This is a genomic window from Agromyces sp. S2-1-8 (assembly GCF_021129215.1).
GTDB lineage: Bacteria > Actinomycetota > Actinomycetes > Actinomycetales > Microbacteriaceae > Agromyces > Agromyces chromiiresistens.
The window spans coordinates 2,214,412-2,227,194 of record NZ_JAJOLP010000001.1 but is presented as its reverse complement, the minus strand read 5'-3'; the positions used below and the strand labels follow the sequence as shown (position 1 = coordinate 2,227,194).

Below are 12,783 nucleotides of genomic sequence, written 5' to 3'. Positions count from 1 at the left end.
CCCGGGTTCGGACATGGCGGGTCGCTACTGCTGGGCCGCGCGATACCGCTCGACGGCGTTGAGCCCGCCGGCGATCGCCCCGAAGAGCACTGCGGCGATCGGCCAGACGATCCACGAGATGCCCCAGGCGTGACCGATGAAGCTCCAGCCGAGGAACACCGCGACGACCAACGGCCAGTAGAAGGCGGCGATCACCCCGACGATGCTGCGGTCGCCGTCGCTCGCCCGGCGACCGGCCGAGCCGCCGCCCGAGAGGGTCTCGGCGACCGAAGCGGCCCAGTTCGCCGGGAGGAAGATCAGGAGCCCGACCGCGACGATGACGAGCATCGCCGCGACCGCGACGCCGATCCATGCGTTGGACACCGACGGGGGCGCGAGCAGGCTCACGCCGAGCACCGGGGTGACGGCCAGGATCCAGAGCGCGACGGCGACCTGCAGGGCCGTCGACCGCCTCGGCGCCGCCTCCGCGGCGAGCTGCTCCGCCCACCGGTCGACTCCGGGCGAACGGGTGAACTCGCCCGTGGCGAGTCGGTGGTACGGCGCCAGCTCGCCGGCGCGGCGCACGACCATGAGCACCGCCACGAGCACGACCACGAGCAGGCAGGCGAGGCCGATCATGGCCGCGGCGTCCTGGCCGACCCCGATCACGCCGCCCGCGCCCAGGGTCGCCAGTGCGATGAGCGGCGCGGGCGAGACGACGAACATCGCGATCGCGAGCGCCAGGCGCGGCTCGCTGCGGCGGCGGGCCTCGGCGTACCGCTCGGCCTCTTCTTGGGTGACCGGTGCCGGCGCGGGCACCTTGCGGACGGCCGGCGCGGGCGGTGCGGACGATGCGACCGGCGCTCCACCCGTGCCTTCGAGGCCGCTTCCGGACGGTGCGATCTCCGCGCTGATGCCGAGCACGGGCGCCAGTTCGTCGAGATTGCCGAACTCGGTGATGACGCGCCCGACGGCCTCGTTCTCGGACATGCCCTGGGCGAGATAGCCGTGATAGGCGTCTTCCATCATCGCGTGGAGCTCGGCCTTCGCCTCGAGCAGCCGCGTCGTCTTCGGGTAGGCGCCGAACATCGTCTCGAGATAGGCGGTGATGACGTTCATGCTTCGACCCCTTCGATGAATCGATCGACGACGGACCTCGTGTCGCGCCACTCGGCGACCTTCGACTCGAGGTAGGCGAGCCCGTCGGCGGTGATCTGGTAGTAGGTGCGCGGCTTGCCCGACTCCGAGGCGCCGGCGTACGAGGTGACGAGGCTCGCCCCCTCGAGGCGCTTCACCGCCGAGTACAGGGTGGTCTGCTTGATCGAGTACTCCGCGCCGGTCACCGCGTGGATCTGCTGCGCGAGCTCGTAGGCGTACGAGGGACGCTGTCGCAGCAGCGACAGCAGCATCAGATCGACGTAACCGCGAATCGCGTCGGCGCTGATCATGACGACCTCCACTCCGCACACCCCGTTGATATTGCCCTCAACGTACTATGCGTGACGTAGTACGTCAAGCATTCCGGCCGGGGCGGGGAAGGTCGCGCCGGCGGAGCCACGGCTGGCACCACGAGGCGGCGTTCGAGAGCAGCGCCACCATGCCCATGGCGAAGATCACCGGCGCGGGTCCCCACTGTTCGGCGAGCACGCCGGCGAGGACGCCCGCGATCGGCATGCCCGCGAAGTTCACGAGCTGGGCACTCGTGCTCTGCCGCGCCAGCATGTGCTCGGGCACGTACGACTGGATCCAGGTGCGTCGCAGCACGTTCGCGGCGACGATGCCCGCCACCGCCAGCGCATCGGCGACGACGACGATCCACAGCACCGGACCGGGCTGGGCGAGGGCGAGCAGCGGCAGCATCAGCCCCGCGCCGGTCAGCATGATGCTGATGCCGCGCGCGTCGCCGAGCACACGGCCGAGCCACGGCGACGCGAGCGCCCCGACGACGCCGCCGATCGAGGTGATCGCGAACACGGCGCCGATCATCGCGGCGTCGAGTCGCAGGTCGCGGCTCAGCCACAGCACGAGGATCGCCTGCTGGCCGATCAGGCCGAAGTTCGCCACGGCGCCCTGCACGACGAAGAATCGCACCATCCGGTCGCCGAACACGAGCCTGAGCCCCGCACGCACCGATGCCCAGAGCGGCTCGCGCTCGACTCGTCTCGCGACCGGGTGGGGTCGCATCGCCACGAGGCAGACGAGCGAGACCGCAAGTCCGATCGCCTCGCCGAGCAGTCCCTTCACCGGCCCGATGAGCTGCCCGACGAGACCGCCGATCCCCGGACCGACGGTGTTCGCGGCGTTCTCCGTGCCGAACAGGAGGCTGTTGGCGAGCGCCCGATCGGGTTCCGGCACGATCCGCACGAGCAGCTTCGTGTAGGCGGAGCGGAACGCGATCGTCGCGGTGCCGACGACGAGCGCGACGATCACGAGCTGCCAGAGACTCAGCACGCCGAGCATCGCGGCGACCGGAACGAAGGCGTACGCCGCCATCGAGATCGCGTTCGCGCCGATCATCACGGCGCGCGGCGAACGACCGTCGACCCAGGCGCCGATCGGCAGGCCCACGACGAGCCACGGCAGCCACGTCGCCGCTGCGATCACGCCCATCCACGTCGCCGAGGCGTCGAGCAGGTCGACCGCGATGAGCGGCAGCAGCACGCTCGTCATCCCGGCGCCGGTGACCGACGCCGCCTCGCCCGTCCACATCAGCAGGAAGTCGCGATTGCGCCAGACTCCCCCGCCGCGCCGGCCGTTCGTCGCCGGGACGGCGACGACGTCCTGCGGTGCCTCGGTGCCGCCTGCGACCGGGCGCTCGACGCTCGGCGCCTGCTCGACGCTCGGCGCCTGCTCGACGCTCGGCGCCTGCTCGACGCTCATGGGTGGTTCGGGAATGCGCGCGCCCACACGAGTACGGCCTCCCGCCCTTCGCGCTCGCGCCCGGCGAACGAGCGCAGCACGGCCTCGAGCGCCTCGCCGAGTTCGGTCGCCTCGTCGGCCGTGAGCCACAGCCGCGACTGGTGCGCGAACGCGACCTCGGCCCATTCGGGCCGATCATCGCGCTCGGCGAGCCACTGGCGGGCCTGGGCATGCTGCTGCTCGAGCATCTGCTCTTCGATCGCATCGGCGACGACGCGCGCCGCGGGATCGGTGAACGCCGTCGACGACCAGCGGATGCCGCGCTGGGCACGTTGCCACCAGTGCTCGCGAGCGTCGCGCGCGAGCTCGGGCGCCTCGACGATGAGGCCGGCTCGCGCGAGGATGCCGAGGTGGTGGCTGGCACTCCCGATCGCGACGCCGGCCTTCTCGGCGAGCATCGAGACCGTCGCCGGACCGTCGACCGAGAGCAGGTCGTACAGATGGTTGCGCAGCGGGTGCGTGAACGCCTTCAGCACATCGACGTCGACGACGTCGCGGATGCCGTCGGGCTCCTGGATGGGTTCCATGCCCTTCACGATAGATGCACAAGTGTATTTGTACAAGTCTTCTTGTGCATCTTTTCGAGCGGGTGAGGGTGCGCCGATGAGTACGATCGCACAATGGGGATCAACGATCATCCGCAGCCTCAACGCTGGTCCGAGGCCGCCGCCGGTCCTGAGCTTCGCATCCCGTTCCGGTTCGAGGAGGCCCTCACCGAACGTTTGCGCCTCCGCATCATGACCGACGCAGACGTCGATGCCGTGCACGCTTATCAGTCGAGGACCGATGTCTGCGAGTATTTGCTCTACGAGCCGCGTGATCATCGCACCGTCTCAGAGAAGATTGCAAAGTGGTCGCAACGCACGACACTCGAGCGCGAAGGTGAATCTCTCGAACTCGCAGTGGAGCGCCGAGCCGACGGTCAAGTCATCGGCGATCTCTACTTCTCACTGAAGACCGTCGAGCACTCTTGCGCCGAGATCGGCTGGGCGTTGCACCCAGACCATCAAGGGCTGGGATACGCCACCGAGGCTGCGGCGGAGTTGCTGCGGATGAGCTTCGCGACCATCGGCCTGCACCGGGTCATCGCCGAGGTCGACCCACGGAACGACGCATCCGTAGCGCTCTGCCGGAGGCTCGGGATGCGCCAGGAAGCACACTTCATCGAGGAACTCTGGTTCAAGGGCGCTTGGGCCGACACCGTCGTCTATGCGATGCGCGAGACCGACTGGCACGACACGACGATCGCCGGCGCGGGGACTCTGCCGGCCCACTTCACAAGCGAAGGGCCTGATCGAACCCGGAAACCACTGAAGCCCGGATGACCGCTACTTCCGCGGTATTCCGGGCTTCTCGTATGGCTGGGGTACCTGGACTCGAACCAAGAACAACTGAACCAGAATCAGCCGTGTTGCCAATTACACCATACCCCAATGGCCCGAAACCGAGGTTCTCGGGCCGAGAGTCAACTGTAGCCTACCCGCCCGCCGCAGCCAAACTGAGCCGGTCTCACCCGATCGTGCCGGGTTCCGAGGGTGCAGCTCCGCAAGATCCGTGCCGCGAAAGCGGTGAAGATCGCGGGAGAGCACCCCCGGAACTCGTGGTCTCGATACGCGCTTCGCGCTGCTCGACCGACGAATACGAGCGTCAGCCGACGAGCGCCGCCAGGCGGTCGATGCGCGCGAGCGAGTCGACCTTGCCGAGGATCTGCATCGACTCGAACAGCGGCGGCGAGACGCGGCGGCCCGAGACGGCGGTGCGCACGGGGCCGAAGGCCACGCGGGGCTTCAGCCCGAGACCGTCGATGAGGGCGGCGCGCAGCGCCTCCTCGATCTCGGCGGTGTTCCAGGCCGAGGCGGGCAGCGCGTCGAGGGCGTCGCGGGCAGCCGAGAGCACGGCGGAAGCGTCGGCCGGCAGGCCGCCGACGGCGGCCTCGTCGTACTCGAGCCCCGAGGCATCCGTGAACAGGAAGCCGAGCATGCCGGGCGCCTCGCCCAGCAGGGCGATGCGCTCCTGCACGAGCGGGGCCGCCTCGGCGAGCACCGACTCCTCGGCCGCCGAGATCGGCGTCGAGGCGACGCCCGCGGCCTGCAGGTACGGCACGGTGCGGGCTGCGAAGTCGTCGGCCGAGAGCTGGCGGATGTGGTCGCCGTTGATCGCCTCGGCCTTCTTGAGGTCGAAGCGCGCGGGGTTCGGGTTGACGTTCTCGACGTCGAACGCGGCGACGAGCTCGTCGCGGCTGAACACGTCTCGGTCGGCCGAGAAGCCCCAGCCGAGCAGCGCCAGGTAGTTCAGCAGCCCCTCGGGGATGAACCCGCGGTCGCGGTGGTGGAACAGGTTCGACTCGGGGTCGCGCTTCGAGAGCTTCTTGTTGCCCTCGCCCATGACGTAGGGCAGGTGGCCGAACCGCGGGATGAACGTCGTCACGCCGATGTCGATGAGCGCGCGGTAGAGCGCGATCTGGCGCGGCGTCGACGAGAGCAGGTCTTCGCCGCGCAGCACGTGCGTGATGCCCATGAGCGCGTCGTCGACGGGGTTCACGAGCGTGTAGAGCGGGGCGCCGTTGGGGCGCACGAGCACGAAGTCGGTGGTCGAACCCGCCGGGAAGTCGATGCGTCCGCGCACGAGGTCGTCGAAGCCGAGCTCGACCTCGGGCACCCGCAGGCGCAGCGCGGGCTGTCGCCCCTCGGCTCGGAACGCGGCCCGCTGCTGCTCCGTCAGGTCGCGGTCGAAGTTGTCGTAGCCGAACTGCTTCGGCCGGCCGGCGGCCTCGTTGCGGGCGTCGATCTCTTCGGCGGTCGAGAACGACTCGTAGAGATGGCCGGCCGCCTTCAGCTTCTCGATGACGCCGGCGTAGATGTCGCCTCGCATCGACTGGCGGTACGGCTCGTGCGGGCCGCCGACACCGACGCCCTCGTCCCACGAGAGGCCGAGCCAGGTCAGCGCGTCGAGGATCTGCTCGTAGCTCTCCTCGCTGTCGCGCGCGGCGTCGGTGTCTTCGATGCGGAACACGAACGTGCCGCCGGTGTGCCGCGCGTACGCCCAGTTGAAGAGGGCGGTGCGCACGAGACCCACGTGCGGGGTTCCGGTCGGTGAAGGGCAGAAGCGCACACGGATGTCGCTGCCGGTGGCCTGGGTGACGGGGTGAGCTGAATCGGACATCGGCTCAATGGTACCGACGCGGGCGGTGGGTTCGCGGTGCCGGGGTGGCGCGCTCAGCCCTCGTGACCCGCCAGCGCGGCCAGCGCCGACAGCGCCGCCGCGACGGCGGGCACCCGGTCGGCGCCCTTGGCGGTCACCAGATGCAGCGACCGCACGTCGGCGCGGGCCGTCGGCCGCGTGACGACCCCCGGATGCCTCGGCGACGCGGCGAGCGCGAGCGCCGGCAGCAGCGCGACGCCGAGCCCCTGCGCGACCATGCCCTCGACGGCGACGAAGTTGTCGGTCTCGAACGCGATGCGCGGCGTGAACCCGGCGGCGCCGGCGAGTTCGAGCAGGTGGCCGCGGCACCGCGGGCAGCCCGCGATCCACGGCTCCTCCCCCAGCTCGGCCAGATCGATCGTCTCGGATGCCGCGGCCGCATGCCCCGTGGGCAGCACGAGCCGCATCGGCTCGTCGCCGTAGCTGCGCACGTCGAGACCGCGCGCGCTCGCCCGGTGCGGGTCGTCGCGGTCGCCCGGGTAGCTGAAGGTGATCGCCACGTCGGCCCGGTCGCCGCGCACGGCGGCGACGGCCTCGGGGGGCTCCGCCTCGACGTAGGTCACCGTGACGCCGGGATGCTCGGCCGCGAGGGCGGCGATGAGTCGGGGCACGAGCGTGGCCGACGCCGACGGGAACGCGACGAGGCGCACCCGTCCGGCACGGAGTCCCCGGAGTTCGGCGAGCTCGCCCGCGGCCGCTTCGAGCGCGGTCGCGACGGCGTTCGCGTGGCGGGCGAGCACCCGGCCCGATTGGGTGAGGCGGATGCCTCGGCCCACGCGTTCGACGAGGGCGATGCCGGTGCGCTCCTCGAAGCGGCGCAGCTGCTGGCTCACGGCGGGCTGGCTGTAGCCGAGCGCCTCAGCTGCGGCCGTGAGCGAGCCGTGCTCGGCGATGCGGCGCACGACCCGCACGGTCTGCAGGTCGAGGGCGGCGGCGAGGGCTTCGATCGAGGCGTCCGACATGTCGTAATCATAATCGGACGTTATGCATATCATCGATCACTGGGCCTTGTCGAATGATTCTCGGACGTCGAGGCTGGAGGCATGCTCGAACTCGGAGACCGCTTCGCCGCCGGCCGCGGCTATCTGGCCGCCTGCACGCTGGGACTTCCCGCCGATGTGACCCGCGACGCCGTGCGCCGCGACCTGGAGAGGTGGGCCACCGGCACCGCGAGCGCCGCCGACTACTCGGCGACTCTCGAGCGGGCGCGCGGTCACGCTGCCGCGCTGCTCGGCACCGCGGCCGAGCGCGTGGCGACCGGCTCGCAGGTCTCGGTGTTCGCCGGGCTCGCCGCCGCGTCGGCGCCGGCCGGTGCCGAGATCCTCTGCGTCGACGGCGACTTCTCGTCGGTCGTCGCACCATTCCTCGCCCGGGGCGACCTCCGAGTGCGCCACGTGCCGCTCGACGCCCTCGCGGACGCGATCTCGACGTCGACCTGGCTCGTCTCCTACTCGCTCGTGCAGTCGGCGACCGGGGAGGTCGCCGACGAGGCATCCATCGCCGCTGCCGCCCGGGCGGCCGGCGCGCTGACGCTCGTCGACACGACCCAGGCGACCGGCTGGATGCCGACCGACGAGGTCGCCGGCGACCTCGTCGTCTGCCACGCGTACAAGTGGCTCGGCGCACCGCGCGGTGCGGCCTTCGCGGCGTTCTCCGACCGCGCGGTCGCCGAATTCACCCCGCACACCGCGGGATGGTACTCGGGCGCCGACCCGTGGGCGTCGTGCTACGGGCCCGAGCTGCACCTCGCCGAGGGCGCGCGCCGGTTCGAGGTCTCCCCCGCGTGGCATGCCTGGGCCGGTGCCGAGGCGGCGCTCGGGTTCGCCGCGTCGCTCGACCTGCGGGCGGTGCGGCGCCACGATGTCGGGCTCGCGAACGCGTTCCGCGAGCGGCTCGGGCTCGAGGCATCCGACTCGGCCATCGTGACCTGGCCCGACGAGACCGGGTGCGACCTCGCCGCGCTGACCGCGGCCGGGCTCGTCGCGTCGGGGCGCGCAGGTCGGGCGCGGGTCGCGTTCCACCTCTGGAACGACGAAGAGGATGTCGCCCTCGCCGCCGACGCGGTCACCGGCTCACGCAGCCCGCTCGGCGTCGGCTGAGCCGTTCGGCATCGGCGCCCGAGCCGTCGGGTGCATCGATCATGCCCGCCGCCTCGAGGCGTTCGCGAGTGGTGATGGTCTCGTGCATCGAGCCCGATCCGCCCTCGAGGCGTCGCCGGATCGATGCGGCGATCCGCTGCGCCTGCGTCTTCGCCCGTCCGGCGGTGGGGCCGGCGAAACGGGCATCGACCTCGGCGTTCCACAGCTCGAGCCAGCGATCGAACTCGGGTGCGCCGAGCGACGCCTTCGCGTGCATCGCGACGTGCAGCGCGAGCGCGTTGCGGCGGTAGGCACCGGTGTCGAACAGCACCGTCTCCCAGAAGTCGCACATGATCGGCAGGTGGTGGTCGAGGTCCATGTGCGCGACGTCGGTGAAGATGGGGCCGATGAGCGGGTCCGCGAACGCACGACGGTAGAACGCCCCGATCAGCGCGGCGAGATCGTCGCGGTCGCGGATGTCTCGCCGCTCCCCGCTCGCCGCACCCATGCCCCGACTCGCCTACTGCGCGGCGCGCACCGGGTTCGAGAGGCTGCCGAGCCCTGAGATCGTGACTTCGACCGTGTCGCCGTCGACGATCGGGCCGACGCCCGCGGGCGTGCCCGTGAGGATGACGTCGCCCGGCAGCAGCGTGAACACGCTCGAGGCGTACGCGACGATCGCGGGCACCGAGTGCACGAGGTCGGCCAGTCGCCCGTCCTGGCGGCGTTCGCCGTTGACGCTGGTCTCGATCGTGCCGGCCGCGAAGTCGACGTCGGTGTCGATGACCGGGCCGAGCGGGCAGAACGAGTCGAAGCCCTTCGCGCGGGTCCACTGGCCGTCGCGGCGCTGCAGGTCGCGGGCCGTCACGTCGTTCGCGATGGTGTAGCCGAAGATCACTTGGTCGGCGTCGGCTTCGCTCACGTTCTTCGCGATGCGCCCGATGACGACCGCGAGCTCGCCCTCGTGCTCGACCTGCTCGCTCTGCCTCGGCAGCACGATCGCGTCGCCGGGGCCGATCACCGAGGTGTTCGGCTTCAGGAAGAGCAGCGGCTCGGCGGGCGCCTCGCCACCCATCTCGGCCGCGTGGTCGCGGTAGTTCTTGCCGACCGCGATGACCTTCGACCGCGGGATCACGGGCGCCAGCAGCTTCGCCTCGGTCAGCGGAACCCGCTCGCCCGTCGGCTCGTAGCCGGCGAACATCGGGTCGGCCTTCAACACGACGAGCTCGTGCTCCTCTTCGTCGACGACGCCGAACGAGATGGTCTCACCGTGGCTGAACCGCGCGATCTTCATGACGTCAAGCCTATCGGCGCGGTCTTCGCCCGCCGAGTCGCCGAACAGTGCTGCTCATGACGCGAAGAAGAGCATGCTTCGGCGACTCGATGAGCGTGCCGACCACCGGGCACGCCGGCGGGGCGACGCAGCGGCCCGACCGGCTCAGCCGTCGGGGATCAGCCGCTTGCCGAGGCTCACCGCGTCGTCGATCACGTAGCCGAGCCGCTCGTAGAAGGCGATCACCTCGGTGTTCGACGTGCGCACCTGCAGGTTGACCTTGGGGCAGCCGCGCTCGATGAGCCGGCGCTCGGCCTCGTCCATGAGCGCTCGCCCGAGTCCCGTGCCGCGGGCCGGGTCGGCGACAGCGAGGTAGTTGACCCACCCGCGGTGCCCCTCGTAGCCGACCATCGCCGTGCCGACCACGCGGCCGGCGGCGGGATCGCCGGCCACCGCGACCAGGAACAGCTCGGGCTGCACCGAGAGCTTGCGCTCGACGTCGAGGTAGGGGTCGTTCCACGGCTTCACGAGACCCGCTGCGCGCCAGAGCGCGACCACCGCCTCGGTGTCGCCGACGGCGAACGACCGGATCGCGATCGATCCGGCCGTCACCGTCTCATCCGCAGGCGCCGACGAGGAGGAGGACGCCTCGGTCACGCGTCGAGCCGCACCATCCAGCCGTGACGGTCTTCGACGCGGCCGTACTGGATGCCCGTGAGCTCGTCGCGCAGCGACATCGCGAGCTCCGTCGCGGCGTCGCCCTCGTGCACGATCTCGAAGTCGTCCGCGAGCAGCTTGCCGATCGGCACGACGACCGCGGCGGTGCCGCACGCGAACGCGCCGATGATCTCGCCCGACTCGGCCCCCCGGCGCCACTCGTCGATCGAGATCTTGCGCTCTTCGACCTCGATGCCGCGGTCGCGCGCGAGCTGCAGGATCGAGTCGCGCGTGATGCCCTCGAGGATCGAGTCGGACTCGGGGGTCAGCAGCCGGCCGTCGCGCGTGACGAGCACGACGTTCATGCCGCCGAGCTCTTCCAGGTTGCGCTCGTCGTCGAGGAAGAGCACCTGCTGGCAGCCCTTCTCGTACGCCTCGGCCTGCGGCAGCAGGCTCGACGCGTAGTTGCCGCCGGTCTTGGCGGCACCGGTGCCGCCCTTGCCGGCGCGGGCGTAGTTCGTCGAGAGCCAGATGTTCACGGGCTGCACGCCGCCGGGGAAGTACGCCCCGGCCGGGCTCGCGATGAGGTAGTACGCGACCTTCTTCGCGGGACGGACGCCGAGGAACGCCTCTTTCGCGAACATGAACGGACGCAGGTACAGGCTCGTCTCGTCGGCCGAGGGCACCCACGCTCCGTCGACCGAGATGATCTGGGCGAGCGAGTCGAGGAAGATCGACTCGGGCAGCTCGGGCAGCGCGAGGCGGCGGGCCGAGCGCTGCATGCGCGCGGCGTTCGCCTGCGGGCGGAAGGTCTGGATCGAGCCGTCGGCGTGACGGTAGGCCTTGAGGCCCTCGAAGATCTCCTGCGCGTAGTGCAGCACGGCGGCCGCGGGGTCGAGCTGGATGGGACCGTACGGCGAGACGCGCGGCCGATGCCAGCCGCCCTTCTCGCTCCAGCACACGTCGACCATGTGATCGGTGAAGTGCTGGCCGAAGCCCGGAGCGGCGAGGATCGCCTCGCGCTCGGCGTCGGACTTCGCCTCGGGGTTGCGGATGGTCTGCCAGATGAGCCCGGCGGCGGTCGGGGCCTGGAGCGGAAGGTCGATGGTCATGGCGCCCTCTCTCAGAGATGCGGATATGGGATGCGGTTGCTACGAATTCGCGGGCACCGTCGCCGCGATGCGGGCGGCGATGCGGTCGCCGACCTCGCTGGTCGACCGTGCGGCGTCGCCGCGCTCGGCGACGTCGTCGGCGATCGCCCGTTCGACGCGGGTCGCGGCATCCGTCTCGCCCAGGTGGCGGAGCAGGAGCGCGACCGAGCCGATCGCGGCGGTCGGGTCGGCGATGCCCTTCCCGGCGATGTCGGGAGCCGAACCGTGAACCGGCTCGAACATGCTCGGGAACGTGCCGTCGGGGTTGATGTTGCCCGAGGCTGCGAGTCCGATGCCGCCGCTGATTGCGCCGGCCAGATCGGTGAGGATGTCGCCGAAGAGGTTGTCCGTGACGATGACATCGAATCTAGCAGGATCGGTGACGAGGAAGATCGTCGCCGCGTCGACGTGCAGGTAGTCGACCGCGACATCGGGGAACTCGGCGGCGACGGCGTCGACCGTGCGCTTCCACAGCGACCCCGCGAAGACGAGCACGTTCGTCTTGTGCACGAGCGTGAGCTTGTTGCGGCGGCGGGATGCCTCGGCGAACGCGTAGCGGACGACGCGCTCGACCCCGTACGCGGTGTTGACCGAGACCTCGTTCGCGACCTCCGCGGGCGTGCCGACGCGGATCGCCCCGCCGATGCCGACGTACGGGCCCTCGGTGCCCTCGCGCACGACGACGAAGTCGACGTCGCCGGGATTCGCGAGCGGGCTCACGACCCCCGGGTAGAGCACGCTCGGGCGCAGGTTCACGTAGTGGTCGAGCTCGAAGCGGAGCTTCAGCAGCAGGCCGCGCTCGATGTTGGCGCCGGCCAGCCGCGGGTCGCCCGGCACCCCGCCGACCGCGCCGAGCAGGATCGCGTCGTGCGCCTTGATGGCGTCGAGGTCGGCGTCGGTCAGCACGTCGCCCGTCTCGAGGTAGCGCGCGGCACCGAGCGAGAACGGCGTCTGCTCGAATGCGAGGTCGCCCCCGGCCGTCGCAGCGTCGAGCACCTTGAGCGCCTCGGCGACGACCTCGGGGCCGATGCCGTCTCCGGGGATGACCGCGAGCTTGACCGTACGTACCATGGATTCTCCTTCTCGCACCAGCCCCTCCAGCGTAGTGCCGTACCTCGCTACGCTCAGCCCTATGACGAGGACCCGTCGCCTGACGGGATGCTCATCGAGGCGGCGTCCGCCCACGGCCGTCGCGGAACAAGGGAGGGACGCAATGAGTCTGGGACTCGGTATCGTGCTCGTCGTCATCGGCGCGATCCTCACGTACGCCCTGAATGTCACGGTCGACTGGATCGACCTGCAACTCGTCGGCTACATCCTGATGGCCGCCGGTGCGGTGATCATCGTGATCGGGATCATCCTGCTCGTCCGGCGCCGCCGGACGATCGCGACGTCGCACACGAGCGTCGACCCCACGACGGGAGACCGGATGACTCGGGCCGAGAACTCCACGCCCGAGGACCCGACGCTCTGATCGTCACGGCGTGACCCGCCGCACCCTCGCCGCCGAGCCGGTGCGGGCGCC

At 70.7% G+C, this 12,783-nt stretch carries 14 protein-coding genes and 1 tRNA gene; 3 read left to right on the top strand and 12 right to left on the bottom strand.

Annotated elements, in window-relative coordinates:
• Positions 1–24 precede the first annotated feature (24 nt).
• The 4 genes from LR269_RS10140 to LR269_RS10125 form a co-directional block, all read right to left on the bottom strand.
• On the bottom strand, positions 25–1,098 hold the full coding sequence (locus LR269_RS10140) for a permease prefix domain 1-containing protein (protein WP_231430673.1): 1,074 nt from the start codon (positions 1,096–1,098) through the stop codon (positions 25–27).
• A complete protein-coding gene (locus tag LR269_RS10135; RefSeq protein ID WP_231430672.1) occupies positions 1,095–1,427 on the bottom strand; it encodes a PadR family transcriptional regulator in 333 nt (110 codons plus the stop codon). The genes LR269_RS10140 and LR269_RS10135 overlap by 4 nt, the downstream gene beginning before the upstream one ends.
• A gap of 64 nt (positions 1,428–1,491) precedes the next feature.
• Positions 1,492–2,859 (bottom strand): MFS transporter, encoded by a 1,368-nt coding sequence (locus LR269_RS10130; protein WP_231430671.1) that lies wholly within the window; start codon positions 2,857–2,859, stop codon positions 1,492–1,494.
• The gene (locus LR269_RS10125) at positions 2,856–3,425 is read right to left on the bottom strand and encodes a helix-turn-helix domain-containing protein (RefSeq protein ID WP_231430670.1); all 570 of its coding nucleotides are present in this window, start codon (positions 3,423–3,425) and stop codon (positions 2,856–2,858) included. Before LR269_RS10125 ends, LR269_RS10130 begins: the two co-directional genes overlap by 4 nt.
• Positions 3,426–3,518: 93 nt before the next feature.
• Here LR269_RS10125 and LR269_RS10120 point away from each other — a divergent pair, with 93 nt between their 5' ends.
• On the top strand, positions 3,519–4,223 hold the full coding sequence (locus tag LR269_RS10120) for a GNAT family N-acetyltransferase (protein ID WP_231430669.1): 705 nt from the start codon (positions 3,519–3,521) through the stop codon (positions 4,221–4,223).
• 33 nt (positions 4,224–4,256) lie between these two features.
• Here LR269_RS10120 and LR269_RS10115 read toward each other — a convergent pair.
• The 3 genes from LR269_RS10115 to LR269_RS10105 all read right to left on the bottom strand — a co-directional run bounded on the left by LR269_RS10115 (position 4,257) and on the right by LR269_RS10105 (position 7,061).
• Positions 4,257–4,331 (bottom strand) — tRNA-Gln (locus tag LR269_RS10115).
• A gap of 214 nt (positions 4,332–4,545) precedes the next feature.
• Positions 4,546–6,060: a glutamate--tRNA ligase gene (gene gltX, locus LR269_RS10110; protein ID WP_231430668.1), complete on the bottom strand. Its 1,515-nt coding sequence runs from the start codon at positions 6,058–6,060 to the stop codon at positions 4,546–4,548.
• Between the two features lie 53 nt (positions 6,061–6,113).
• Entirely contained in the window at positions 6,114–7,061 is a 948-nt protein-coding gene (locus LR269_RS10105) for a LysR family transcriptional regulator (protein WP_231430667.1), read from the bottom strand.
• Positions 7,062–7,142: 81 nt separating this feature from the next.
• Between LR269_RS10105 and LR269_RS10100 the strand changes: the two genes are divergently transcribed.
• Complete coding sequence (locus LR269_RS10100; RefSeq protein WP_231430666.1) at positions 7,143–8,198, top strand: aminotransferase class V-fold PLP-dependent enzyme; 1,056 nt, start codon at positions 7,143–7,145, stop codon at positions 8,196–8,198.
• On the opposite strand, the gene LR269_RS10095 is transcribed toward LR269_RS10100, so the two are convergent.
• From LR269_RS10095 to LR269_RS10075, 5 genes are all read right to left on the bottom strand, one after another.
• Complete coding sequence (locus LR269_RS10095) at positions 8,164–8,685, bottom strand: group III truncated hemoglobin (protein WP_231430665.1); 522 nt, start codon at positions 8,683–8,685, stop codon at positions 8,164–8,166. The genes LR269_RS10100 and LR269_RS10095 overlap by 35 nt on opposite strands.
• Before the next feature lie 12 nt (positions 8,686–8,697).
• Positions 8,698–9,471 carry a fumarylacetoacetate hydrolase family protein gene (locus tag LR269_RS10090; protein WP_231430664.1) on the bottom strand — a complete coding sequence of 258 codons (774 nt, stop codon included), beginning with the start codon at positions 9,469–9,471 and terminating at the stop codon, positions 8,698–8,700.
• 144 nt (positions 9,472–9,615) lie between these two features.
• On the bottom strand, positions 9,616–10,107 hold the full coding sequence (locus LR269_RS10085) for a GNAT family acetyltransferase (protein WP_231430663.1): 492 nt from the start codon (positions 10,105–10,107) through the stop codon (positions 9,616–9,618).
• The gene (locus LR269_RS10080; protein WP_231430662.1) at positions 10,104–11,219 is read right to left on the bottom strand and encodes a branched-chain amino acid aminotransferase; all 1,116 of its coding nucleotides are present in this window, start codon (positions 11,217–11,219) and stop codon (positions 10,104–10,106) included. The genes LR269_RS10085 and LR269_RS10080 overlap by 4 nt, the downstream gene beginning before the upstream one ends.
• Positions 11,220–11,258: 39 nt before the next feature.
• Positions 11,259–12,329 (bottom strand): 3-isopropylmalate dehydrogenase, encoded by a 1,071-nt coding sequence (locus LR269_RS10075; RefSeq protein ID WP_231430661.1) that lies wholly within the window; start codon positions 12,327–12,329, stop codon positions 11,259–11,261.
• A gap of 142 nt (positions 12,330–12,471) precedes the next feature.
• Here LR269_RS10075 and LR269_RS10070 point away from each other — a divergent pair, with 142 nt between their 5' ends.
• A complete protein-coding gene (locus LR269_RS10070; protein WP_231430660.1) occupies positions 12,472–12,732 on the top strand; it encodes a DUF6458 family protein in 261 nt (86 codons plus the stop codon).
• Positions 12,733–12,783: the final 51 nt, after the last annotated feature.